Raw genomic sequence first — 22,818 nt, 5'->3', positions numbered from 1 at the left:
GCCCTGCAGCCGGGTCATCCGGATCGCTCCATTACTGTTCAAAATCGTGTCTGAATCATTTTTGCCCAATATTGTCCGCCGTCTGCTCACGCTCGTCCTGCTGCTGACGGTCTGGCCGGTGGCCGCCATCGGTCCCGACAGCGTCGACCTGCGCAACGGGATCGAGCGTTTCGTCACCCGCGCCGAGGCGCAGCTGACCTGCCGGGGCCTGGACTGGGAGGCGCTGCAGCGTTTCTATTCACAGCGCGGCTACCTTCCGGTCTGGTGGGATATGTTCGGCCGCCGACCGGTGCCGGCCGCGAAGGAACTGCTCGCGATCCTTGAGCAGAGTCCCGAACATGGCCTGTCGGTCAGCGATTATCATCTGCACGAACTGATGGCGCTTCTACCTAGCGGACCGGGTGCTGACCTGGCCCAGATCGATGTCCTGCTGACCGATGCCTTTCTGGCCTATGCCAGACATCTGTACAGTGGCCGCAACCGCCCGCAGCTGATCGATCCCGCCTGGCACATCGAACCGGGCAGTCTTGATGCCGAGGCACTGTTGTCCCGGGTGCTTGAGAACGGCCGCCTGGAAGCGACGCTCGCGGCCCTGACACCGCCGCACCCCGAGTACCGGCTGCTGCAGGACCTGCTGGCCCGCTATCGCAGCCTGGCCGCCAGCGGCGGCTGGCCGGTACTGGAATCCGGGCCGCTGCTGCGGCCGGGCGAGCGCGACCTGCGTGTGGCCCCGCTGCGCCAGCGGCTATGGCTGGAAGGCTTTCCGGTGAACTGGGAGGGCGATGAATACCTGTTCGATCCCGATCTGGAACAGACGCTGAAGCTGTTCCAGCAACTGCGCGGCATCGAGCCCGACGGTATCGTCGGCCCGGCTACCCTGCAGGCGCTGAACGTGACGGCGACGGAGCGCATCTAGCAGATCATGCTCAACCTGGAGCGCTGGCGCTGGCTGCCGCGCGATCTCGGCCCACGCTATATCATGGTCAACATTGCCGGTTTCCGCCTGCAGCTGGTAGAACACGATGAGGTCATGCAGGACATGCGGGTGATCATCGGCAAGCCGTACCGCTCGACACCGGCCTTCGTCGGCCGGCTGCGCTACCTGGTGTTCAATCCCTATTGGAACGTCCCCGAACGCAACATGCGCGAGGATCTGCTGCCGCAGCAGATCGCTGATCCCGGCTATCTCGCCGCCAACGGCTACCGTATCCTGGACGGCTGGGGCGAGGATGCGCGCGAGATAGATCCCGCCGAGATCGACTGGCAGCGGGTGCGTCCGGTGCAGTTCCCCTATCGCCTGCGCCAGGACCCGGGCCCGCAGAACAGTCTTGGGCGGCTCAAGTTCATGCTGCCAAACCGTTTCGATGTCTATCTGCACGACACACCGGCGCGGCATCTGTTCGAGCGCACCGTGCGCACCTTCAGCTCCGGTTGTATCCGGGTGGAGGAACCGGTCGCACTGGCTGAGCGAGTGCTGGCCGGAACCGGGGGTGACTGGAACGTCGCGGTGATCCGCCACCTGATCGCCAGTGGTGAAACCCTCGATGTCCGGCTGGGTGAGCCCCTGCCGGTGTACATCCTGTACTGGACGGTCTGGGTCGATGACGACGGCCGGGCGCATTTCGTCAACGACGTCTATGGCCGGGATCGGCGCATGGCGCAGTGGCGCGAGGCGCAGGCGCAATCGGAGCCGGCCGCGCAATAACCCGATTTTCTGAACGGCTTCCCGGTATTTCCCTGTCAGGGCGGTATACTGGGGCCTGATCCTTGGCACGGGCAATGCATAACTGTGTCTGACCCGGAAATGAACGAGACGGATTTTTCATGACCAAGCATTTGAATCGACGTGGTTTTATCAAGAATATTGCTGGCCTGGGCGCGCTTCTGGGCAGCCCGGCAGCACTGGCACGCATCGGAACGCCGACGCGGCGCGAACTGGCCCTGCACAATCTGCACACCGGTGAATCCACCGAAGTGGTCTACTGGCGCGACGGCGATTATGCCGGTTCGGCCCTGGCCGATCTGAATCATCTGCTGCGTGATCACCGCAGCGGCGAGGTCTGGGACATGGATCCGGCCCTGCTCGATCAGCTCTATCTGCTGCAGCGCCAGGTCGGGGTGGAGCGGCCCTATCAGGTCATTTCGGGCTACCGCTCGCCCTCAACCAACGCCATGCTGCGCGGTCAGAGCAGCGGCGTGGCCAAGCGCAGCCTGCACATGCAGGGCCGCGCCATCGACATCCGCCTGCCGGGCGTGAAGCTGTCGAAGCTGCGCGAGGCGGCGCTGACCCTGCAGGCCGGCGGCGTGGGCTACTATCCGCAATCCAACTTCGTCCACTTGGATACCGGCCGGGTGCGGTTCTGGTAACAGGCGGCTTCGCCACCCGTATCGTGTTGATTCTTGATCCAGGCCAAGTCGGCCGTGGGCACTGTCGGCTAGACTTACCGGCAGGCCTGAACGATCAAGGAGATCACCATGCACGGAAACATCCTGAAGACGCTGCTGCTGTCAGCACTCGTGGCCGGCACCGGCCCGGCCCTGGCCGAGGTGGATGAGGCCGCACGGACCGAGGCGGCGCGCAATGCCTCCATGGAACTGATCCAGAAGCTGGGCGGCACTCTGCAGCAGGAGATGAAAACCGCCGGCCCGGCTGCGGCCATCACCGTCTGCCGCGACGTGGCCCCGCAGATCGCCGGTGAACTGTCACGGCGCAACGGCTGGCGCGTGACCCGCGTCAGCGACCGGGTGCGCAACCCCATGCTGGGCATGCCGGATGACTGGGAAGCCGGGGTGCTGGAGGAGTTCCAACACCAGGTCGAGGCGGGCAGGAAACCGGCCGAACTCGAGTTCACCGAAGTGGTGACCGAGGCCGATGGCCAGCGCTATTTCCGTTATATGAAGGCCATCGGCACCAAACCGGTGTGCCTGACCTGTCACGGCGCCCGTGAGCAGATGCCGGCCGAGGTCAGACAGGCCATTGAGTCGGCCTATCCCCACGATCGGGCCGTCGGCTACAGCGCCGGCCAGGTACGCGGCGCGGTGAGCATCAAGCAGCCGGTGGAGGCTGAAGGCAGCTGAGGTTCCGCGCGGTTCTGCTGCCCTCTCCCGTAACCGGGAGAGGGCAGGGGTGAGGGCATGCCCCTGGCACCCGCTGCATTGAATGTTGTTCCCCTCATAAACATTGCATAGACTGCGGCTTTACCCATACGAGTCGCACTGCATGCACACCGACATCATGCTGACCCTCGCCCTGATCGGCCTGCTGGCCATTCTCTGCCAGTGGTTCGCCTGGTGGGTCAAGTTGCCGGCGATTCTGTTCCTGCTGCTCACCGGCATCGTCGCCGGGCCGATGACCGGCTGGCTGAACCCGGACGCCCTGTTCGGCGAGTTGCTGTTCCCTATCATTTCCCTGTCGGTCGGCGTGATCCTGTTCGAAGGAGCGCTGACCCTGCGTTTTCGTGAGATCGTCGGGCTGGAGACGGTGGTGCGGCGCATGGTCAGCAGCGGTGTGCTGGTGACCTGGGCGGTGGTCAGCGCAGCGACCTACTACCTGCTTGCCTTCCCCCTCGAACTGGCCATTCTGTTCGGCGCCATCATGGTGGTGACCGGGCCAACCGTGATCGTGCCCATGCTGCGCACCGTGCGGCCCAATGCCCGCATCAGCAACATCCTGCGCTGGGAGGGCATCGTCATCGATCCACTGGGCGCGCTGCTGGCGGTGCTGGTGTTCGAGTTCATCATCTCCGGCCAGGGCGGCCAGGCGCTGGAGCACACCCTGTTACAGTTCGCCAAGACCATCCTGGTCGGGGTGCTGGTCGGCGGCGGGGGCGGCATTGCCCTGGAGCAGATCCTGCGTCGGCACCTGATGCCGGAGTACCTGCACAATGTCGCGGCCCTGGTGCTGGTGTTCGTGGTATTCGCCGTCTCCGATACCCTGATGGCCGAGTCCGGACTGCTCAGCGTGACCGTGATGGGCATCTGGCTGGCCAACCGGAAGGACCTGAACATCGAGCATATCCTCAATTTCAAGGAAAGCCTGAGTGTATTGCTGATCTCCGGGCTGTTCATCCTGCTGGCGGCCCGGCTCGACCTGGGCCAGATCCAGGCGCTCGGCTGGCCGGCGCTGGCGGTGCTCGCCGTACTGCAGTTCGTGGCCCGGCCGCTGAAGGTGATGGTGTCGGCCTTCGGTTCCAGCCTCAACTGGCGCGAGCGCGCGCTGCTGTCCTGGATCGCCCCGCGCGGCATCGTGGCGGCGGCCGTGGCGGCGATCTTCTCGCTGCAGTTGCAGCAGCAGGGCTATCCCGAGGCCGACATGCTGGTGCCCCTGACCTTCATTGTCATCATCGGCACCGTGGTCCTGCAGAGCGCGACCGCCGGACTGCTGGCACGGTTACTGAAGGTGGCCGAGCCCGAGCCGCGCGGTTTTCTCATCGTCGGCGCGAATCCCGTTGCCCGCACCCTGGCCGAGAGCCTGGTCAAGCATGACTATGACTGTCTGCTGTGCGACACCAACTGGTCCTATGTGCGCACTGCACGCATGCACGGTTTGAAGACCTTCTACGGTCACCCGGTGTCCCAGGATGCCGACCGGCGACTGGACCTGGTCGGACTGGGCCGGCTGCTGGCGCTGTCGCCGCAGCGCGAGGTCAATGCACTGGCGGTGGTGCGCTATCGGCGTGAATTCGGCGAAGGGAATCTCTATACGCTGCTCAGCAGGGAAGAGGGCGAGAAGGCACAGGACAAGCCCGAAGCGGGCTATATCGCCTTCAGCCAGGAGCTGACCTACCAGCATCTGGCCGAGTGGATCAGCCTCGGTGCCGAGATGCACGAAACCAAGCTGAGCGAGAACTTCGACTTCGATGCCTATTATGAAAAATACTTCGATAAGGGCATCCTGCTGTTTGCGCTCGACCCGCGCGGCAGGCTGCAGGTGATCGTCGAGGACAAGGAGCTGGAGTTCGGGCCGGGTTGGACGCTGCTGAGTCTGGTCAGGGCCGAGGAGGAAAAGGGGCAACCGGAGCCGGAAGCGCAAGCGCCGGCGTAGGATGGGTGGGGCGCAGCGGAACCCATCGTGCCTGTTCCGGTGATGGGTCGCGGCACGATGTGCCTTCACCCATCATGCCCGGATCGGGCCATGACCGATTGCAGTCGTGCAATCGACTCGTGCGCCGCTTCATCTGTGTAGGGACGGGCGGGAGCATGGCCCCAGACCGGCTTCGGCCAGGCCGGATCGCCGGTATAACGCACCACATGATGCAGATGCAGCTGCGGCACCAGGTTGCCGATGGCGGCGATGTTGAGCTTGTCGGGTCGATACAGCTGTGTCAGGCCGCGGGCCAGGCGTGAGGACTCGCGGATCAGCTGCTGCTGGTCGGCCTCCTCCAGCTGATGGATCTCGGTGATGCCGTCCCGGTCCGGAACCAGAATGCACCAGGGGTAATTGCAGTCGTTCATCAGCAGCAGATGGCACAGGTCCAGGCGGCTGACGTAGTGACAGTCCTGCTGGAGTCGGGGGTGGAGTTGCGTCATGGTAGAATTGTCAGTCCTGATCCGTCGGGCCTGAGCCCTGTATGAATGAAGTTTTCCGCATGATGCCATCCCCGACCGAGCTGCGCGACCGTCCGCCTGTGTGGGTCCTGGATCTGCCCGAAGCCGGGGCCCTGAACCGCGATCTGCTTCGCGCCTATCGCGAACAGCTCGCCGTTGGTGCGGAGCGACGCAGTCATTTTTTCGAGGGCCGTTACGAGAACATCTATATTGGCCGCGAACGCCTGCCGGCGATCGAACCGGTGCTGGAGGCCGCCTGTGCGGTGACCGCCCGACTGCACGATGGCGATCCGTGGGACTACCGGGCCGGGTTCTGGTTCAACGACATGCCGCCAGGCAGCCGCACCCTGCAGCACACTCACGACGACGATGATGAGCTCCTCTCCGGTGTCTACTATGTGGAGGTGCCGCCCGATTCGGGCTGCCTGGTGCTGGAAGAGGACGGACAGCGTGTGCTGGTCCGGCCCCGGGCCGGGCGGATGGTCTTCTTCGCGCCGGATACACTGCACTGGGTGACACCGAACCTTGCCGACATGAATCGGCTGTCGGTGGGGATCAATGCAGGGCGTAACGAGGTGTTGTAGGAGCGTGTATTGATCGCAGAGGCAAGGGAATCTCTGATCGGTTCGTCATTGCGATACCCTGACCCGAAGGGTGGGGTAGCCATGATGAAGCCCGAAGGGGTTCTATGGCGCGTAGCGCCGCGGCAATCTCCAGCCGATTGATTCTGCTGTATGAGATTGCTTCGCTTCGTTTATGCCCTCTGGGTACTCGCAATGACGAAGCTTCCCAGGCTGTTGCCGGCATCAGCCCGATATCCGATGCAGAGCGACGAATTTCCGGTTGCTGTCGAACTCCAGCTCAAACCAGCCCTGTACGCCGTTCTGCAGCACATGCGGTCGCAGCGCCTCGACGGGAAAGCGCACCGAGATCCCGCCCGGCGTCCAGGCAATGACACTGTCGACTTCGCCGCGGTAGTAGCGCAGCACCTCCTCGGACGACAGCGCCAGGTGGATGCGCAGGCGTTGATTGCTCATGCGGGTTTGCGGATTCAGTCACGTGACCCGGACAGGCGCACGCGGATGGCCTCTTCCTGGTCGATGTCCTCGAGCCGGTCCTCCAGCTCCTGGATGCGTTGTTTGTTTTCGGGCAGCAGCACGTCCTCGATGGCCCGGGCGCGACGTTCAGTGCGGCGGTAGTCGGCCACCAGTTCGGTCAGATTATGCGTCAGCACCGCCATGCGCGCCAGCCGGTGCAGCCATTCGACCACCGCCTCGGCGCAGTCGCGTCCCGGCGCCTCCGGGCCCGGTTGCCTGACCGGCTCCTCCAGCAGGCCCGGATCGCCGCTGAGCACACGGGTGCCGAGGAAATTGCGGTGCAGAAAGTGAAAGTCGGTCGTCAGTTTCAGTACCGACGGCAGGGTGCGGCTGCCGGCCAGGCCCTGTTCCCGCACCAGGGCACGCAGCGCCTCGCGTACCCGCTCCCGACCGGTCACGGCATCGATCTCCAGCGCCTCCAGTGCATTGAGTTCGCGCTGGCATTCCGTGGCCAGCATCAACCGCTTCTCATCCAGGAAATGAAAACCCTCCTGCATTACGCCGCGTTCGTCGCGCAGCTCCAGCAGGTCGGCGTGAGTGGTGGCCTGCTCAACCATGGTGCGGCTCGATGTATTTTGCGATCTGGGCGTCGCTGAGGCGGTGCAGCTCGGAGGCGGGCAGGGCGGCGAGCAGGCGCCAGCCGATCTCCATGCTGGCCTCCAGGCCGCGGCGTTCCTCCTGGGCGATGAACTCGTGTTCGAAGCTGTCACCGAAACGCAGGTAGTAGCGGTCGGTCTCGGTCAGGCCGTCCTCGCCCACCACATTGGCCAGTACCCGCACCTGCACGGCGCGGGCATAGGCCGCATAGAGCTGGTTGGCCAGGTCAGGGTGATCCTCGTGGGTGAAGCCGCGCCCGGTGCCGTCCTTCATCAGCCGTGAGAGGCTGGGCAGCACCTTCACCGGCGGGTACAGGCCGCGCCGGTGCAGATTGCGGTCGAGCACGATCTGGCCCTCGGTGATGTAGCCGGTGAGATCGGGGATGGGGTGGCTGATGTCGTCCGAGGGCATGCTGAGGATGGGAATCTGGGTCAGAGAGCCCGGGCGCCCCTCGATGATGCCGGCGCGTTCGTACAGGGTGGCGAGATCCGAGTACATGTAGCCCGGATAGCCCTTGCGGCTGGGGATCTCGCCGTGGCTGGCAGAGACCTCACGCAGGGCCTCGCAGTAGTTGGTGATATCCGTGAGGATGACCAGCACGTGGTGGCCCAGCTCGTAGGCGAGGTATTCGGCCGCGGTCAGCGCAAAGCGCGGGGTGAGCAGGCGTTGCACGCTGGAGTCCGAGGCCAGGTTCAGGAACAGGGCGGTGTGGCCCAGCGCGCCGCTGCGTTCCATGGCGGTGCGGAACTGTTCGGCGGTGTCGTGCGGGATGCCGATGCCGGCGAAGACGATGGAGAAGCGCCCGGCGTCATCGCCGCGCAGCCGTGACTGGCGCGCGAGCTGGATGGCGAGGGCATCGTGCGGCAGGCCGCCGCCGGAGAAAATGGGCAGTTTCTGGCCGCGCACCAGGCTGTCCATGATGTCGATGCTGCTGATGCCGGTCTCGATGAAATCCGCCGGGCTGGCGCGCCGCGCCGGGTTCAGCGCCATGCCCTCGATGCGCAGGTGCTGTTCGGCGGCGATGGGCGGACCGCCGTCGATGACCCGGCCGACGCCGTCATACACGCGCCCCAGCAGGTCCGGCCCGAGGCTGAAATGCAGAGGTGCGCCGCGAAAGCGTACCCGGGTCTCGTTCAGCGCCAGCCCCTGGGTGGTCTCCAGCACCTCGATGGTCATGAAGTCATCGTCCAGGGCGGATACCCGCCCCAACCGCGGCCGGCCGTCGGCACCGCTGACCTCCACGGCCTCGTTCAGGCCCACGTCCAGACTGCGCTCCAGGAACAGCAGCGGGCCGTCGATGCGGGTGGCGTTGCCGGCGGCGTACAGGTCAGCCTTCATGGACGGTCTCCGGTTTGAGTGCTGCAAAGGCGTCGTCCAGCTCGTGCTCGAGTTCGGCGTAATCGTCCAGCGCCTCCTCGCCCAGGTCCTCCTTCATGCGCTGGAGCTTGCGCAGGATGGGCATGCCGCGCAGGGTGTCCACACTGGTGCCCTGTTCCACCGCCTGCAATGCCAGGTCGATGTAGCGGGTGATCAGCCCCAGCATCACCGACTGGCGTTCGGGCGAGGCGTAGCGGTCGGTCGGGGAGAAGGAGGACTGCATCAGGTAGCCCTGGTTGATCAGCTCGCCGGCCAGCAGGATGCACTGCTGGCGCGGGGGCAGGGCATCCTTGCCGACAATGCGCGCCATCCGCTCGAGCTGATCCTGTTCCTCCAGGATCTTCAGCAGCCGGGCGCGGCGTTCGCGCCAGTGCGGGCTGCCGCGCTCGCGCCACCAGCCGGCCAGCTCGTCGACCGCCTCGGCATAGGACTGCAGCGGGTGCACGGCGGGATAGAAGCGGGCCTGGGCGCGCTCGCGGTCCAGTCCCCAGAAGCTGCGCACATAACGCTTGGTGTGGGTGGTGACCGGCTCGGAAAAATCCCCTGAGGGCGGACTGACAGCACCGATGATCGACAGCGAGCCTTCTTCGCCGTTGAGCGCGGTGACCCGGCCGGCGCGTTCATAGAAGCTGGCCAGGCGGCTGCTGAGATAGGCCGGGTAGCCGGCCTCGCCGGGCAGTTCGCCCAGCCGGCCCGAGACCTCGCGCAGCGCCTCGGCCCAGCGGCTGGTGGAATCGGCCATCAAAGCCACGTGCAGGCCCTGGTCGCGGAAGTACTCGGCCACTGTCACGCCGGTATAGATACTGGCCTCGCGCGCGGCCACCGGCATGTTGGAAGTATTGGCGATGATCAGGGTACGCTCCATCAGCGAGCGGCCGGTGCGTGGATCCTGCAGCTGCGGGAACTCGTGCAGCACGCCGGCCATTTCGTTGCCGCGTTCGCCACAGCCCACATAGATGATGATGTCGGCGTCGCACCATTTGGCCAGGCTTTCCTGCAGTACCGTCTTGCCGGTGCCGAAGCCGCCGGGCAGGGCCGCCTTGCCGCCGCGGGCGATGGGGAAGAGGGTATCCAGGATGCGCTGGCCGGTGATCATGGGCCGGTCCGGCGGCAATCGCCGGGTCACCGGGCGAGGCACGCGCACCGGCCAGGTGTGCTGCATGCCCACCGTGTGTGTCTTGCCATCGGCAGCCTTCACTGTGACCAGCCCGGCGTTGTCACTGTAGTCGCCGTCGGGTTCGATATGGCTGACCTTGCCGGCGACATCGGGCGGGATCAGCACCCGCTGGGTTACCCCGTTGCGGCTGACCTCGCCAAAGACCTCGCCGCCTGCGACCGTGTCGCCATCCTTCAGCCGGGGACAGAAGGCGAAGGTCTGCTCGGGGGCGGCGCGCATGCCGGGCTCGACGTGGATCGCCTCACCGCCGGCCAGCGGCCGCAGCAGACCATCGAAGATGTTGCCCAGCAGGGCAGGGCCGAGTTTCACCGACAGCGGATAGCCGGTGCCGCGGATACGCACGCCGGGGCGCAGGCCGGTGGTGTCCTCGTAGACCTGGATGACAATCTCCTCGCGGGTCAGACGGATGATCTCGCCCAGCAGCCGGCGCTCGCCGATCAGCACCGCCTCGTTGACGGCGAAGTCGCCCTCGGGTACGGCGCGGATGACCGGCCCCGAGACCCAGTGCAGACGTGCCTCAGCCATGGGGTGTGTCCCCCTGTTCGCTGTCGATGCAGTGTTCGATGTGATCCAGCAGCCGCGCCTCCAGCAGTGCGCGGTCAGCCAGCAGACCGTCCAGGGTGGCATCCAGATGCACGCCGCCGACGCGGATGCGCAGCCCGGCGCTGATCTCCGCGCGTGCGATCCATTCCGGTTCCTCGCCGCAATGTTCACGCAGGCGGCGCTGCCAGTCGCTGTCGATCTCCTCGGGGAAGGGTACGGGATGCTCGATGCGCCAATGGCCGGCGGGCAGCCGTTCCAGGGCCTGTTCGAACAGGCTGCGGACCCATTCGCCGCGGCATTCGTGTGCCTGCCACAGGGCGGCGAGCATGCCTTCCAGTTCCTGCCAGGCGCGGGAAAGGGTGCGGCGGGTGGTTTCCAGCAACTGCTGACGTTCGTGGCTTTCCAGCGCGGCGCGTGCGTGGTCCAGGCGCTCGGTGTGCTGCTGGCGTTCGTGCTCGATGGCCTGATGCACCCGTTCGCGGGCCTCGCGGCGGGCCCGCCGCAGCAGGTCGCGGGCCTCGGTCCGGGTCTGCTGTTCGATGTCGCGGCACTGGGCCTCGGCGCTCTCCCGGATCAACCGGCGCAGCGCCTCGGTGCTGGTCTGTACATCGGGCGTCATGACGCGCTGCCCCAGCCCAGCTCCCGGCGTAGCCGTACGGACTCGCCGACGAAGTCCTCTTCGCCCAGCACGTCCGGGATTACCGCCACCAGCGGCTGGCCCGCCTTGAGCGCCGCCTTCAGGGTCTCCGGCGGCAGCCGGCGGGCGAAGGCCGTGCCCAGCAGCAGGAAATCGGTCTCGCCCAGGTACTGTTCGAACAGCGCCACGGGGTCTTCTTCCTCACCGGGGACATAGACCTGCACGCCCGCCAGGCGCAGGGCGGCCGCGGTGTCGGCGTCACCGATGTAGTGCGGTGTGCTCATCCCGTGAGCGCGTTGAGGATCAGAATGGAAATGATCAGGCCGTAGATGGCGATACCCTCGGCCAGACCGACGAAGATCAGGGTACGGCCGAAGACCTCGGGTTTCTCGGCGATGGCGCCGACGGCGGCGCTGCCCACCGAGGCCACGGCGAAGCCGGCGCCCAGCGACGACAGGCCGGTGGCCAGGGCTGCGGCCATGTAGCCCCACTGGCGGACCTCCGGATCGATCCCGGCCGCCACTGCAGTAGCCGTTTCGGCCAGGCCCAGACCCGGCAGCCACAGCAGCAGCGAACCCAGTACGGCCCAGACCAGGGTCACGGCGGTCATCCCGAGGGCGAAACGATAGCGACGCATGGTTGTTCTCCTTGGTTTGTGTTCAGTCTACCACCGGCCTGAGCCGGTCATAACCGGGTGCGGGCAGCGGCACGAAACCCCGGCCGGTACTGCGCAGGAAACGGATGAAGAATTCGAACAGCACCAGACGCGTGGTCTGGATCGAGACCACCAGCCCCTCCAGCACCAGGATGAGCAGATTGCCCAGCAGGAACACCAGTGCCGTGGCGGGCAGTGAGGTGCTGATCTCCATCAGTGCCATAACCGCCTGCGACAGGGCTGCGTGGGCCAGGGCGAAGGCGCCGACACGGGCGAAGGACAGGGTGTTGATGACCAGCTGGAACAGCGATTCCACCAGCTCGGCCAGCGCGATCAGCGCCCCACGCAGCGGCCGTGCCGGCGTCAGCCGGGCGTGGCCGCCCAGATACCAGGCCAGCCCGCCCAGCAGCAGGGCCTGGGCGGGCAGCGGGGCGACGAACAGCAGCGGCAGGCCCAGATACAGCACGATCACCGGCGCCTGGCCCAGCCACCAGTGCCGTCGCCGGCCGGCCCAGCCGGCCTGTACCCCGGCCAGCACCAGCCCGGTGAGCAGCAGCAGCGCGCCGCCGGCCAGCGGGATCCCGAGCAGCAGCAGCGGATGCTGCATGGGGTGCAGCCACAGCGCCGGGATCAGGCCCTCGATGCTGAACAGGCTGCCATAGAGCAGACCGAAGATCATGGCGCTGGCGCCGGCCGGGATCAGGAGGGCGAGCTGAGGGATACGGCGTCGCAACAGCACCCCGGCCAGCAGGATTACCAGGCCCTGGCCCACATCGCCGAACATATAACCGAACAGTAGCGGAACCACCCAGGCCAGCAGGTTGGTGGGGTCGTATTCGTCGCGCCCGGGCATGCCCAGCAGGCGCGGGAACAGCTCGAAGGCCCGGCTCCAACCGGAGTGGCGCAGGGTCAGCGGCGGCTCCACGCCCTCCGGTGGCGGGGCGAAGTGCACCAGCCCACGTGCACCCTCGTGTGCCAGCGCCTGTTGCAGTGCCTCGGCCGAGTCGGCGATGGTCCAGCCCCGCACCCAGGCGAGTCGGTCGGATTCCAGGTGGTATTCGATGTGCTGCATGAACCAGTTCAGCCGTTCGATGTCGCCCAGCGCAGCCTGCAGCCCGGTCGTGGCGTGCGAGGCCTCGAGCGCGGCCTGCAGCCGGCGCAGCTCCTGATCCACCTCGTCCAGCCGGCGCTGCAGTGTGGTGATGGCCTGCGGCGGACGGCCGTTCAGCCAGCCGGGCAGTCTGAGCTGCATGACCTCGGTCTGCAGCAGCTGGGTATCCAGCTGCGTCAGGCGGTCGCGGTTGCCCACCACCAGCCGGTAGATGTCCGGCTCGACCGGGGCGTTGAGCAGCAGCAGGTCGTCGCAGTCGAAATCGACATCGCATTCCGGCGGACACAGCACCAGCCGGTAGTCCAGCCAGGGGCCGATGCGGTGCAGCTCGCCCAGCGCGAGCGCGGCGCCGCCCTGGATATGCTTCAGCCAGGTCAGCACGTGACGGTACCAGGTCCGTTCGCGTCGGCGCGCCTCCAGGGTCTGGATCAGGCCGTCGTTGTCGGTGCGCCAGGCGCGCAGCTGTTCCAGGGCGCGGGCATAGGTGGTGGCCGGGCGGCCGTGGCTGGTGCCGGGACGGATACCGGTGACCGGCCAGTAGCCGCCGTCGCGCTGGCGCAGCTCGTGGTATTCCTGGTACAGCCCCTGCAGATCGCGCAACGAGGTCTCGGGACGCGTCGGCACGCCGGGTTCCAACTGGATCAAGCCAGTGTCGGCGAGCTGCTCCATGGCGTGCGTCATGTCGTCGCGCGCCACCAGCGCCTCGAACCAGCGGGCGGCCACCGGACGCATCAGGCCGCCGCTCCATGCGTGAACAACAGCCGGTCCACCAGCAGCCGGCGCAGCCCGGTCAGATCCAGCGCCTGGATGGCCAGGAAGGCGAAGGGTGCGACCGGGGTGAACACATGCTGGTGCAGCGGTCTGAGCAGCAGCAGGGAGGCCGCGGCCGGGTCCTGTTCACCGCGGCTGACCGCGGCATGGGCCCGGCGCAGGCGCCGGCCCACGTCGGCGAGGTGGCGCTGCAGTGTGCGGTCGGGTTCAGGCCAGCGCGTCAGCCAGTGATCGTACCAGGCCCGGTAGAGATTCTCGCCCGCACCAAGCGCCGGCAGCAGCGGCGCGAAGTCGGTTTCACGCAGCTGCTTCAGCGCCGCCTCGTCCTGCGCGTCGGTCAGCGACTGCAGCGGCGTTGAGGCGAGTCGCAGCAGTTCGCCGGTGCCGGGTGCCGTCTGCTGCCGGCGCAGGCTGTCGAGCCAGGGCAGGGTGCGGGTCCAGCGGATGGCCGCACGCCAGGGGCGGGGATACCAGCGGGCGATCTCCTCGGTCTGCTCGCCCAGCCGCAGCCTGAGCTGCTGCTCGGCCAGCTCGGCGGCGCTGCCGCCGTCCAGGCCGCGCACCCAACCCACCGCCGGGGTCTGCAGCAGACTGTCGATCAGGTGCTGGGCGTCACGGATGCTGCTGAGGCGCTGCCAGTCGCGTTCGTCCAGCCGCTGGCCGAGCCGGGCCTGCAGCCGCACGCCGGGAAAGATATAAGGGTTGCCGGTCACGGCGGCGGTTCCTTTACCCCGCCCATGATCAGTTCCAGGGCCAGCCGCTGCGCGGCCTGCTCCAGCCGGGCCTCGTCCGGCTGCAGCCGGGCCAGCCGTTCCATCAGCGCTTCATGGCGCTCCCGGCGCAGCGCATCCAGCTCGCGGCGACTTGCCGCCAGACACAGGCGGTGGAGCTGGGTGATGCGGTGATCGGTGCGCTGGCGGATACGCGACGCGTGCAGGCGGGCCTGCTTGAGCTGCTGCGCTGCCTCCTCGCGGCACTGTTCGACCTGCGCCTGCGCCTCGCGCTCGGCCGCCAGCACCTGATTGATGGCCTGATCGGCAGGGGCGTTGTTATTGGTATCGTGTTCCATAGCGGCTGACCTCGATCTCCCCTCTCCCCTGGGGGAGAGTACCCGTAGGGCATAAAGGGACAGGGGTGAGGGAGCAATCCAGCGACCAGCCCTCAATTGCAGACCTTACTCCCCCTCCAGAACCTCCACCTTGATCCAGATCGGATTGCGCTCATGTTCCTTGCTCTCGGTGCGATGTACAACCCCCGAACTGCGGCGTTCGACCGACGCCGTCCGCCCGCCCAGTTCCAGCCACTGCCCGACCGGCCCGCGCACCGTGGTCACCAGCGCCTCGGACTCCACCATCCCGCCCCCGCGCGGGCTCAGCGCCTCCCGCTTCGGACTGGCCGTGACCGTGGCCTGATCGCCATTGACCCGGGCCAGGGCATAGAAGCCGGATTCCAGCTGCCGGTACTCGACGGTGTTGCTGATCACCTCGCGCCCGTTGACGATGTGCACCTGGCTGCCCACGGTCGGGAAGGCCAGCCCCTCGGCGATGTAGGCCGGCTCGCCCTCCAGGGTGTTCACCATATGCGTATCCCGCTCGTGCGATTTGGCCTCGGTGCGGTGAATGGTCACCTTCCCCCGGACCCCGGCTCCGTCCTCGTCCACGCGTACCCCGCCGTTCAACCGCCGGTTGTCCCGCTCGATCTCCGCCACCGACGCCCGCCGCACACTGATCCGCAGCCGCGCCGGCGCCGCGTCCAGCTGCGCGATCAGCCCCTTCAGCTCCTTCACCCGCTCCGTCCGCGCCCGCAGGATGAGCTGAAAGCCCTGCCCGGTCAGCGCCTCGTTGGCCTCCAGGTGCGGATGCAGCAGCGGGATGATCTGCTCGGCCGGGCGGTTGTGGAGCTGGATGACTTCCAGCTCGTCGGCGGCAAATGCAGGAACGCATCCGGCCAGCCAGAGAGGCAGGAGTATGCACAGGAAATCGAGCAGGCGGCGGTTCGGAACTATCGACATGCAGGCAGGCATCTGTGTAATACAAGGTTTACATTGCGTACCAGCATAGCCCCTCGGGTGGAACTGTGCCAAGGCCTTTCAGATAGCCCGGCAATCCGGCTGCATGATAGGCGGCGAGTGGAAACAGGTTCCGGCCGTAAGCGACCAAAAGCCGTATTCCATTTTCTTGATATATGGGGATAAAAAAGGTAGCGTCAGGCCGAAAAGGCAGGGGCAGGGAATGGCCGGGATGGAGATATACGGCAAATCGCCGTGTTATAACACGGTAAAATTCCAGATACACACTGTTAGAACTCTTCAAGGAAGCATCGGTGCATGAAAGACACGAAAATAATGCAAAGTTACATAAATAATTTTCGAAGGCACTTATCTCCCTTCCTCAAGCCGAATATTGGGCTTTCGTGCAAAGCTTATCCGGCTGAGTTAAATGGGGCCATTCTAGAATTCACAATTGGTCCAGGCATAGCGAATGATGATGAGTTCATGCCACCAGAACCGACTGTGAATGATGCACTATCCAAAATTCCACAGCGCGCTTTTGGTGGCAATCTGGGCGGATTTTTGTTCGGCGGAACAAATGTCATTGCCGAGGACAATAGAATTATCCTGATCAAAGGCGGAGACGACCGCGAAGAATGGAGCGACGAAGGTGCCGAATCTGACGTCAAACGAGTAATCCCTCCCGCAAAGGGAGGTGAGCGATGAAAATCGGTAAGGCGGAAGGGACGCCGGAAGAAATCAAAGACTTTTTTGAAAATTATGGTCTGAACCCCGAGGACTATTTCGAGAAAACAGAAAGCCCCTTGCATTGGAAATGGATAGCAATTCCGGGCTCGATAGTTGCGGTTTCTGCACTTCTGTTGGTGTTTCTCGATACCGTTACTCCAAAAACACACATTCTCCTTTTTTCTGGCCGGTGCGGGTTGTGCGTGTTGGTCAGCAGTGTCTTTACAGATCAGGTTCAAAAATGGATGGGCAACCACTGTAGCCGCAGTTGGCGCACTATTGGTATTGCTAGTGGCAGCGGGCTTTATCACACCGAAGGAGACCGTAGATGCAATCAAGGGCTTCAAAGGTGATTAAGAGTTCTAACAAACCCATCAAGCCGACGCCAAAAACCGGCGCGGCTTATGGGTGGCGTTATGTTTCAAGGAGAGATTGTGCGTAAGCCTATAATTTTTGTGCTTTGCTTTTTGCCAGCGGTCGCTTATGCAAACGTGGTGTGGCCAGCTCTATATCTGGAAACCCGCCTTTTTTCTTGGTGGGCAATCGTCATTGGCCTTTTAATTGAGTTTTTCTTTATTAAATGGCTGTTTTCACTTTCACAAAAAAAGGCTGCCTTAGCCGCTGTATCTGCAAATGCTGTTTCCTCTATCGCTGGCATAATCCTAATTCCTTTAGCAGGCATTGCATGGGAGCTGTTTCCAGGCTCAGTAATAAACTGGGCTTTTAGCTGGGGCACATTTAATCCCATTACATGGGCTGCAACTTTCTTTCTAGGGTGCCTAGTAAATGCCATCTTAGAAGGCGCTGTTTATAAAAAGTGGTTCGCACCCGAGTTTAAATTTAAGAGCAAGGCGTTTATCTGGTTGCTGGCTGCAAACTCACTTAGTGTAGGTGCTGCATTTATAAGCCTATGGTACAAGCCTGTGCAACTATGAAACATAACAAGACAATCAAGTTCGCCCATAAAAGGCATGGGATTGGACGCGGCAAAAGACGCCGCGCCACTTATTTATAACGTTGGGCGTCAGAAAATGAGTAGCGCATCCAGATGGTTGATAGCGATTGCCGTTGCCTTCGCAGCAGGATTCAGCGTGGTGCCATCAGGCATGGCGGATTGGCTATTTACTACAAGTCTTATTGCCGCATTCATTGTTTGCATTGCTATGTCCTATCGGGTGGCTTGGCGCCAAGGCCATACTGGCCTATTTGTAATCCCAATCCTAAAGGGTAAGTTTGGCCTCTCGGGATTGGCGCTCAAAAGCAACGCAAGGGAGTCTGCTGTAATCTGGATATGCCTCGTATTTATTGCAGGTCTACTCGGTGGGCTATTGTGGGCAGCGTCCTAATGAACATCACGCCCAACACTACGCTCAAGTTCGCTCCGCTTCGCTACGCTGGGACGCGCCTATCGGCGCGCCCCTTAGCTTCACGTTATGCGCACTAAGTCAGTGGAAGTGGAACCTGCAAAAGAGATCGACCTATCGATCTTGCTTGAGATATACAATTCGTCGAGGGCTAGTGCCGGGTGCTGCTTTGAAAAGGCGCTGGATATAGAGCGGTTCTCGGCACTAATTGACGGCGAGAGGATCCATGTCGCTGTGCTGGATGGGGCGGTTGTCGGATTCGCTTCGGTGTGGGCTGCTGATAGGTTTATTCATCATCTATATGTCTCGCCGCAATATCAGGGTTGCGGAATTGGCAGTAGCCTGTTGGAGACATGCGCTGAAATCTATGGTCTGCCCCTATCGTTAAAATGCGATACAAGCAATGAACACGCCCAACGCTTCTATCGACGAAAAGGGTGGTTACCAAGTGAAAGAGGTGTTGGCGCCGATGGCCCCTGGGAGCGCTTTGAGTCACCAAGCGCATAACAAGGGCGCCGCAGTCCGACGCTTGACTGCTTCCTCCCTTCGCTATCGCTCCGGTCGCTCGCCGTCAAGCGCGGCTGAGCGCCAACGTTATTCTCCGAGGAGTATTTTGCAATGTATGTGTTTTAGATCGTAACTCCTGGGACATGGCTCGAAGGTGAGGACCGAGATTGGTCCTGGAAAATCGGAAATCTATTGCAATCACTTACGAAGCATAAGGGTCAGGTCTTGCAATGCTACAAGCGAATGTTTGATTGCAAGACCTGACCTCGTTTATTGCTTTTATGGACCTGACCCCGTTTATGCTCATTGGCTTGCTGGATTGCGGTCGCGCGTTCTGTATATCCAGTCCGTGGTAACAGAGCTGGGTTTGCTGAGGTGTGCCGAGGCTTCAGACTGGACGTATTGATGAAGTTCGTATGCTACACCGACTGGGACCAACTACCTGAGAGTGCTGATGCACTCTTCGCGCAGGGAGAGAAGGAAAATATATTTTTCTCGCGCCCGTGGTTTGAGAATCTGGCTGCCGCCGCACTTGATGATGATCATGTCATGGTGCTGGCCTGTGTGCTGGCAGGGGACAAGGTGCTGGCGATCCTGCCTCTGATGCAGCGTTCCGGAAATGCCTGGCATTCCCTCAGACATCGATATACCACACATTACAGCATGCTGCTTGGGGCCTTTGATCAACAGCGGACTCTCGATTGCCTGGCACAGGGCTTGAGTCGGTTGCCGCTTCAGTCATTGCTGTTGGAGCCGGTTGCCGGCGATGATGGCAGAATGTCCGGCCTGCAATCGAGTATGGAAACGGCCGGATACAGCTGTGATTGCAGTTTCCGGCTGTATAACTGGATCCTTCGCGTGCAGGGGCAGTCATTTGAGGGCTATATGGCGGCCCGACCCGCCAGGCTGCGCAATACCATTGCCCGCAAGAAACGCAAGCTCGAACGTGAAAACGGCTACGTAATCCGTCTTTTTGCCGGAGACGAAGTGCCGCAGGCAATGTCCGATTACCATGCGGTCTACAGGGCCAGCTGGAAGGCGAATGAACAGTATGCGGACTTTCTGGATGGCATTGTGTCGGGGTTTTCGCGGCGGGGCTGGTCGCGGCTCGCTGTGCTTTATGTCAAGGATCGGCCCGTCGCGGCACAGCTCTGGTTTGTGGCGCATGGCAAGGCGAGCATATTCAGGCTGGCGTATGACGAGGCTTGGCGGCGGTATTCGCCGGGCTCAATACTCACCGGTTTCCTGATGGAGTATGTGATCGATATCGACGGGGTTGATGAGGTTGATTTCCTGACCGGCAACGACGCCTACAAGCAGGACTGGATGTCTGAGCGCAGGGAGCGTTTCGCGCTGGGATGTGTGAATAAGGTAAAACCTGCGGGCAGGTGTGAATTGTTTGTCGAATCGCTGAAGAGTATGCTGAAAAGACTGCAAGGAAACGCTGATTGACCCATCATGCCGCTATCGGCCTTCGCCGACACAGGCACAGATCGGCAGCCGTGTGCCTGATTTGCCTGGATCCCGGCCTGCGCCGGGATGACGAAAAGGAGTTAATCAGGATTTGCCTGGAATCAATTCCTCACTGATACTATTTTTTTCAGTTTGGTTTCAGCTGCTGGCGGTATCCTGGCAGCCAAATCCGTAGACCGAGGCGAGCACCAATGGCGCAACCTTCAAACGAGACTTACCGTGTATGGGACCGCTCCGTGCGCGTGTTCCACTGGGTCAATTTCTCCGCCGTGCTGCTGCTCCTGGCCATCGGCCTGATCATCTACAACGGCAAGGCGCTGGGGATTTCCGCCGAGGCCAAGGTCTTTCTCAAAACCTTCCATGTCTGGGTCGGCTACGTGCTGGCCCTGAATCTCGCCTGGCGCTACCTGTGGGGATTCGTCGGCGGCCGTTATGCGCGCTGGGGTGCGGTCCTGCCCTTTGGACGCGGCTATTTCAGTGAGCTGGGCGCGTATCTGCGCAGTCTGGTCGGCGGTGAGCCGCGCCGCTATCTGGGCCACAATCCGCTCGGCCGCCTGATGGTTCTGGTGCTGTTCATACTGCTGACAGTGCAGGCCGTGACGGGACTGGTGCTGGCCGGTACCGACATCTACTATCCGCCGCTCGGCAGCTGGATCGCCGGCTGGGTTGCCGCGCCCGGCGTGGATCCGGCGACGCTGGTCCCGGGCGATAAGGCGCTGGTCGATCCGGCGGCCTGGGAGGCGATGCGCGCCTTCCGCAAGCCCTACATCACGCTGCATGAGTGGGGCTTCTTCGTGCTCGGCGGCGCGGCGGTGCTGCATATCCTTGCCGTGGTGGTTTCCGAGATCAGGGAGCGCAGCGGTCTGGTCTCGGCCATGATCCACGGCTACAAGACGCCGGACCGGAAACCGGAGGATCGGCCTGAGTAACCTGAGGCTAAGGGGAATACGCTTGACTTCAGCTCAGGGAAACTCTGATTAATTCGTCAGCTGACACGTTGGCGAATGCCTTGAACCAGCACTACACCCACGGCCGCGATCACCAGGCCGACGATATCGGTCGCGAGCAGGTGATCCCCGAACGCGATCCAGGCCATCAGCATGGTGACGGGCGGTCCCAGATAGAACAGGCTGGCGACGCGCACCGCATCCACGCGCGCCAGCAGCAGCCACATCAGGCCGTAGGCGCCCAGGGATACCGCGAAGATGAGCCAGGCCATTGTGGCCAGGAATTGAGGCGTCCAGTGGGTCGTCAGTTGTTCCACGGTTACGGCAGGCAGGGCGAGCGCCAGGGCGGTTGCCAGGCTCTGGTAGAACAGGGTCAGGTCCAGCGGCATGATCACTTTACCCAGTACCTCCCGTCGACGCTGCAGCAGGCTGGCCAGGGTAATGGCCGCCACCGAGCCGAGCGGGATGAGGTAGCCGAACACGGAGCCGCTGTCGTTCCAGTCGATCCGGGCGCCGACGGCGACCGCCACGCCGCAGAATCCCAGCACCAGTCCCGCCCACTGACGAATACTCGTGGTCTCGCCGGTCATTCTTCCCGAAAAGGCGCCGGTGGCCAGCGGCTGCAGGGCCACCACCAGTGCGACGATGCCGGCGGGCACGCCCTGTTCCAGTGACAGGAGTACGCAGGCGAGCCAGACGCCGTGAGCCAGCACGCCCACCAGGGCGGCGTGGCCCGCGGCCTCCATGCCGGGCCAATCCAGGCGCCGGTGCCAGGCCAGGAACAGTGCCAGCGCCAGGGTCAGGGCGGTGTAGCGCCAGAACAGCAGGGTGAAGGTGCCGGCGTCGGGCAGGCCGTATTCGGCGCCGATGAAGCCGGAATTCCAGAGGAAGACGAAGGCGAGGGCAAGGGCGGGGATGGACGTCAGTAAGCTTGGCATCGGTGCTGGCTGTCAGGGGATGGAGTGGCGGTCTCTACCCGCGATGCGCCGCGAGCGGGATGCCTACCCGGTACTTCAATCACTGTGGTTGCCAGGGCGGCGCAGAAACTCCAGATACAGGGGCTCGTCCCAGGGCCTGCCGCCCAGTGCCTGATAACGGATGAATCCCTGCGGGTCAACGAGATAAGTGGCCGGCAGGCCGCGTGGCTGCCAGGCCTCGGTGATGCGGCCGTTGCGATCCGAGTAGCTGTGCAGTTCCGGTGCCACCTCGGCGAGAAAGAAGAAAATCGTATCAGCGTCCTCGGCGGTGTTGATGAGCACCACCCGCGGCCCTTGTCCGTCGAGCGCCTCCAGCATGCGCTGGATGCTGGGCATCTCCCGGCGACAGGGGGCGCACCAGCTGGCCCAGAAATGTACGAACACCCAGTTCCCGCGCGCTGCTTCGAGACTGAAGCGGCTGCCGTCGGCATCGCTCACCTCGAAATCCGGCGCCGGGCGCGGCTCCAGGGTGAGAATCCCTTCCGGCGCCGCTGTGGCGGCTGCAGGCAGGCTCACCAGCAGCAGTATCGCCAGCCAGGGCCGGGTGGTACGGTTTCGTCTCATGGTTCCTGGTCTCCGGCGCAGCGCAGCCCATCCAGGCGCAGTATGATTTCCTCGCCGGTGCGATCCGTGCCGGTGGCGAAGCGCGCGATCAGGCGCAAGGGTTTCCCGGTGCGTTCCAGGGTGATGTTGCCGCCCTCGCGTTCTCCGGGGTGGAAATCCAGCCGTTCCGGCAGCAGGGTCCAGCGAAAGGTCGAGCGGCTGGGCAGCGGGGCCTGCATCGTCTCCCATTGCGCCTGCCACCAGTCGCGCGAGCGGCGGGCGATGGCCGTACCGTCGGCGGTAACGAAACGCCAGCGCTCCAGTTCATGCCACAGGATGTCTTCTGTCTTGTTCTGCAGCAGCACCGTGACGAAACAGTAACGGCGGGTGAGATCGATCATGGCATCGGGAAAGCCCCGTCCTTCATAGAAGGCGGCCATCTGCTGCGGCGTGCGCGGAACCAGAATGACATTGAGTCTGCTGTCATCGTGCTCCACACGGCCGGGCAGCTGCGCCAGCGGCCCGTCCTGGGCGCCGGCGGGCAGGGTGCCAAGCAGCAGCAGCAGCGGGAACACGAAACATGGGCAGCGCGTCATCATGGTATCTGTTGCATGGATTGCCTGAGGGGATCAGGATACACGATCTCCCCGGGGCGGGGACAGGGAGCGTTGCAGGTCCTGCGCTGCTGCGCAGTCGGAGCCGCACAGGTTTGCCACGGCAGTGTCGAAATCGGTGGTGTTTTCTGCAACAATCCGATC

General features: G+C 63.7%; 28 protein-coding genes. 12 read left to right on the top strand and 16 right to left on the bottom strand.

The genetic code is table 11. The features are described 5' to 3' along the window. The first annotated feature begins 61 nt into the window (after positions 1-61). The 5 genes from D6C00_RS14740 (at position 62) to D6C00_RS14720 (ending at position 5,044) form a co-directional block, all read left to right on the top strand. Positions 62-916 (top strand): L,D-transpeptidase scaffold domain-containing protein, encoded by an 855-nt coding sequence (locus D6C00_RS14740; RefSeq protein WP_158675455.1) that lies wholly within the window; start codon positions 62-64, stop codon positions 914-916. A 6-nt stretch (positions 917-922) separates the two neighbouring features. Further along, a complete protein-coding gene (locus D6C00_RS14735; protein ID WP_125182582.1) occupies positions 923-1,705 on the top strand; it encodes a L,D-transpeptidase family protein in 783 nt (260 codons plus the stop codon). Positions 1,706-1,824: 119 nt separating this feature from the next. Then, positions 1,825-2,367 (top strand): DUF882 domain-containing protein, encoded by a 543-nt coding sequence (locus D6C00_RS14730; protein WP_125182581.1) that lies wholly within the window; start codon positions 1,825-1,827, stop codon positions 2,365-2,367. A 108-nt stretch (positions 2,368-2,475) separates the two neighbouring features. Beyond that, positions 2,476-3,078, top strand: a complete 603-nt coding sequence (locus D6C00_RS14725; protein WP_125182580.1) for a Tll0287-like domain-containing protein — start codon at positions 2,476-2,478, stop codon at positions 3,076-3,078. 142 nt (positions 3,079-3,220) lie between these two features. Beyond that, on the top strand, positions 3,221-5,044 hold the full coding sequence (locus tag D6C00_RS14720; protein ID WP_125182579.1) for a cation:proton antiporter: 1,824 nt from the start codon (positions 3,221-3,223) through the stop codon (positions 5,042-5,044). 65 nt (positions 5,045-5,109) lie between these two features. Here D6C00_RS14720 and D6C00_RS14715 read toward each other — a convergent pair whose 3' ends face one another. After that, a complete protein-coding gene (locus D6C00_RS14715; RefSeq protein ID WP_125182578.1) occupies positions 5,110-5,529 on the bottom strand; it encodes an HIT domain-containing protein in 420 nt (139 codons plus the stop codon). Between the two features lie 41 nt (positions 5,530-5,570). Between D6C00_RS14715 and D6C00_RS14710 the strand changes: the two genes are divergently transcribed. Continuing rightward, positions 5,571-6,131: a 2OG-Fe(II) oxygenase family protein gene (locus D6C00_RS14710; protein WP_125182577.1), complete on the top strand. Its 561-nt coding sequence runs from the start codon at positions 5,571-5,573 to the stop codon at positions 6,129-6,131. A 222-nt stretch (positions 6,132-6,353) separates the two neighbouring features. On the opposite strand, the gene D6C00_RS14705 is transcribed toward D6C00_RS14710, so the two are convergent. The 11 genes from D6C00_RS14705 to D6C00_RS14655 all read right to left on the bottom strand — a co-directional run bounded on the left by D6C00_RS14705 (position 6,354) and on the right by D6C00_RS14655 (position 15,523). Further along, positions 6,354-6,584: a DUF2835 family protein gene (locus D6C00_RS14705; RefSeq protein WP_125182576.1), complete on the bottom strand. Its 231-nt coding sequence runs from the start codon at positions 6,582-6,584 to the stop codon at positions 6,354-6,356. 14 nt (positions 6,585-6,598) lie between these two features. Beyond that, positions 6,599-7,201 carry a V-type ATP synthase subunit D gene (locus D6C00_RS14700; RefSeq protein WP_125182575.1) on the bottom strand — a complete coding sequence of 201 codons (603 nt, stop codon included), beginning with the start codon at positions 7,199-7,201 and terminating at the stop codon, positions 6,599-6,601. Next, entirely contained in the window at positions 7,194-8,579 is a 1,386-nt protein-coding gene (locus D6C00_RS14695) for a V-type ATP synthase subunit B (RefSeq protein ID WP_125182574.1), read from the bottom strand. Before D6C00_RS14695 ends, D6C00_RS14700 begins: the two co-directional genes overlap by 8 nt. Next, complete coding sequence (locus D6C00_RS14690) at positions 8,569-10,320, bottom strand: V-type ATP synthase subunit A (protein ID WP_125182573.1); 1,752 nt, start codon at positions 10,318-10,320, stop codon at positions 8,569-8,571. The genes D6C00_RS14695 and D6C00_RS14690 overlap by 11 nt, the downstream gene beginning before the upstream one ends. Continuing rightward, positions 10,313-10,957, bottom strand: coding sequence for a V-type ATP synthase subunit E family protein (locus tag D6C00_RS14685; protein WP_125182572.1), 645 nt, complete (start codon positions 10,955-10,957; stop codon positions 10,313-10,315). The genes D6C00_RS14690 and D6C00_RS14685 overlap by 8 nt, the downstream gene beginning before the upstream one ends. Beyond that, positions 10,954-11,259, bottom strand: a complete 306-nt coding sequence (locus D6C00_RS14680) for a V-type ATP synthase subunit F (protein WP_125182571.1) — start codon at positions 11,257-11,259, stop codon at positions 10,954-10,956. Before D6C00_RS14680 ends, D6C00_RS14685 begins: the two co-directional genes overlap by 4 nt. After that, entirely contained in the window at positions 11,256-11,612 is a 357-nt protein-coding gene (locus tag D6C00_RS14675) for an ATP synthase subunit C (protein WP_125182570.1), read from the bottom strand. Before D6C00_RS14675 ends, D6C00_RS14680 begins: the two co-directional genes overlap by 4 nt. A 22-nt stretch (positions 11,613-11,634) precedes the next feature. Beyond that, positions 11,635-13,473, bottom strand: coding sequence for a V-type ATP synthase subunit I (locus D6C00_RS14670; RefSeq protein WP_125182569.1), 1,839 nt, complete (start codon positions 13,471-13,473; stop codon positions 11,635-11,637). Continuing rightward, positions 13,473-14,225 (bottom strand): hypothetical protein, encoded by a 753-nt coding sequence (locus D6C00_RS14665; RefSeq protein WP_125182568.1) that lies wholly within the window; start codon positions 14,223-14,225, stop codon positions 13,473-13,475. Before D6C00_RS14665 ends, D6C00_RS14670 begins: the two co-directional genes overlap by 1 nt. Beyond that, the gene (locus D6C00_RS14660; protein WP_125182567.1) at positions 14,222-14,581 is read right to left on the bottom strand and encodes a hypothetical protein; all 360 of its coding nucleotides are present in this window, start codon (positions 14,579-14,581) and stop codon (positions 14,222-14,224) included. Before D6C00_RS14660 ends, D6C00_RS14665 begins: the two co-directional genes overlap by 4 nt. Before the next feature lie 105 nt (positions 14,582-14,686). Then, positions 14,687-15,523, bottom strand: a complete 837-nt coding sequence (locus tag D6C00_RS14655; RefSeq protein ID WP_125182566.1) for a hypothetical protein — start codon at positions 15,521-15,523, stop codon at positions 14,687-14,689. 315 nt (positions 15,524-15,838) lie between these two features. Between D6C00_RS14655 and D6C00_RS14650 the strand changes: the two genes are divergently transcribed. The 3 genes from D6C00_RS14650 to D6C00_RS14640 all read left to right on the top strand — a co-directional run bounded on the left by D6C00_RS14650 (position 15,839) and on the right by D6C00_RS14640 (position 17,184). Next, positions 15,839-16,228 (top strand): hypothetical protein, encoded by a 390-nt coding sequence (locus D6C00_RS14650; protein ID WP_125182565.1) that lies wholly within the window; start codon positions 15,839-15,841, stop codon positions 16,226-16,228. Then, positions 16,225-16,602, top strand: coding sequence for a hypothetical protein (locus D6C00_RS14645; protein ID WP_125182564.1), 378 nt, complete (start codon positions 16,225-16,227; stop codon positions 16,600-16,602). Before D6C00_RS14650 ends, D6C00_RS14645 begins: the two co-directional genes overlap by 4 nt. A 63-nt stretch (positions 16,603-16,665) precedes the next feature. After that, positions 16,666-17,184 carry a hypothetical protein gene (locus tag D6C00_RS14640; protein WP_148098517.1) on the top strand — a complete coding sequence of 173 codons (519 nt, stop codon included), beginning with the start codon at positions 16,666-16,668 and terminating at the stop codon, positions 17,182-17,184. An 89-nt stretch (positions 17,185-17,273) separates the two neighbouring features. On the opposite strand, the gene D6C00_RS16425 is transcribed toward D6C00_RS14640, so the two are convergent. Further along, positions 17,274-17,408, bottom strand: a complete 135-nt coding sequence (locus tag D6C00_RS16425) for a hypothetical protein (RefSeq protein ID WP_255416803.1) — start codon at positions 17,406-17,408, stop codon at positions 17,274-17,276. A gap of 274 nt (positions 17,409-17,682) precedes the next feature. Here D6C00_RS16425 and D6C00_RS16825 point away from each other — a divergent pair, with 274 nt between their 5' ends. The 3 genes from D6C00_RS16825 to D6C00_RS14625 all read left to right on the top strand — a co-directional run bounded on the left by D6C00_RS16825 (position 17,683) and on the right by D6C00_RS14625 (position 20,522). Further along, complete coding sequence (locus D6C00_RS16825; protein WP_125182562.1) at positions 17,683-18,120, top strand: GNAT family N-acetyltransferase; 438 nt, start codon at positions 17,683-17,685, stop codon at positions 18,118-18,120. Between the two features lie 405 nt (positions 18,121-18,525). After that, positions 18,526-19,572, top strand: a complete 1,047-nt coding sequence (locus tag D6C00_RS14630) for a GNAT family N-acetyltransferase (protein ID WP_125182561.1) — start codon at positions 18,526-18,528, stop codon at positions 19,570-19,572. A 212-nt stretch (positions 19,573-19,784) separates the two neighbouring features. After that, on the top strand, positions 19,785-20,522 hold the full coding sequence (locus tag D6C00_RS14625; protein WP_125182560.1) for a cytochrome b/b6 domain-containing protein: 738 nt from the start codon (positions 19,785-19,787) through the stop codon (positions 20,520-20,522). A 56-nt stretch (positions 20,523-20,578) separates the two neighbouring features. On the opposite strand, the gene D6C00_RS14620 is transcribed toward D6C00_RS14625, so the two are convergent. From D6C00_RS14620 to D6C00_RS15555, 3 genes are all read right to left on the bottom strand, one after another. After that, complete coding sequence (locus D6C00_RS14620; RefSeq protein ID WP_125182559.1) at positions 20,579-21,478, bottom strand: DMT family transporter; 900 nt, start codon at positions 21,476-21,478, stop codon at positions 20,579-20,581. A gap of 75 nt (positions 21,479-21,553) precedes the next feature. Continuing rightward, a complete protein-coding gene (locus D6C00_RS14615) occupies positions 21,554-22,081 on the bottom strand; it encodes a TlpA family protein disulfide reductase (RefSeq protein WP_158675453.1) in 528 nt (175 codons plus the stop codon). Beyond that, positions 22,078-22,659: a hypothetical protein gene (locus D6C00_RS15555; protein WP_158675452.1), complete on the bottom strand. Its 582-nt coding sequence runs from the start codon at positions 22,657-22,659 to the stop codon at positions 22,078-22,080. Before D6C00_RS15555 ends, D6C00_RS14615 begins: the two co-directional genes overlap by 4 nt. Between the last annotated feature and the right edge of the window lie 159 nt (positions 22,660-22,818).

The organism is Thiohalobacter thiocyanaticus (assembly GCF_003932505.1).
Classification (GTDB): domain Bacteria; phylum Pseudomonadota; class Gammaproteobacteria; order Thiohalobacterales; family Thiohalobacteraceae; genus Thiohalobacter; species Thiohalobacter thiocyanaticus.
The sequence above is the reverse complement of the archived record's forward strand: the minus strand, read 5'-3'. Positions and strand labels throughout refer to the sequence as shown.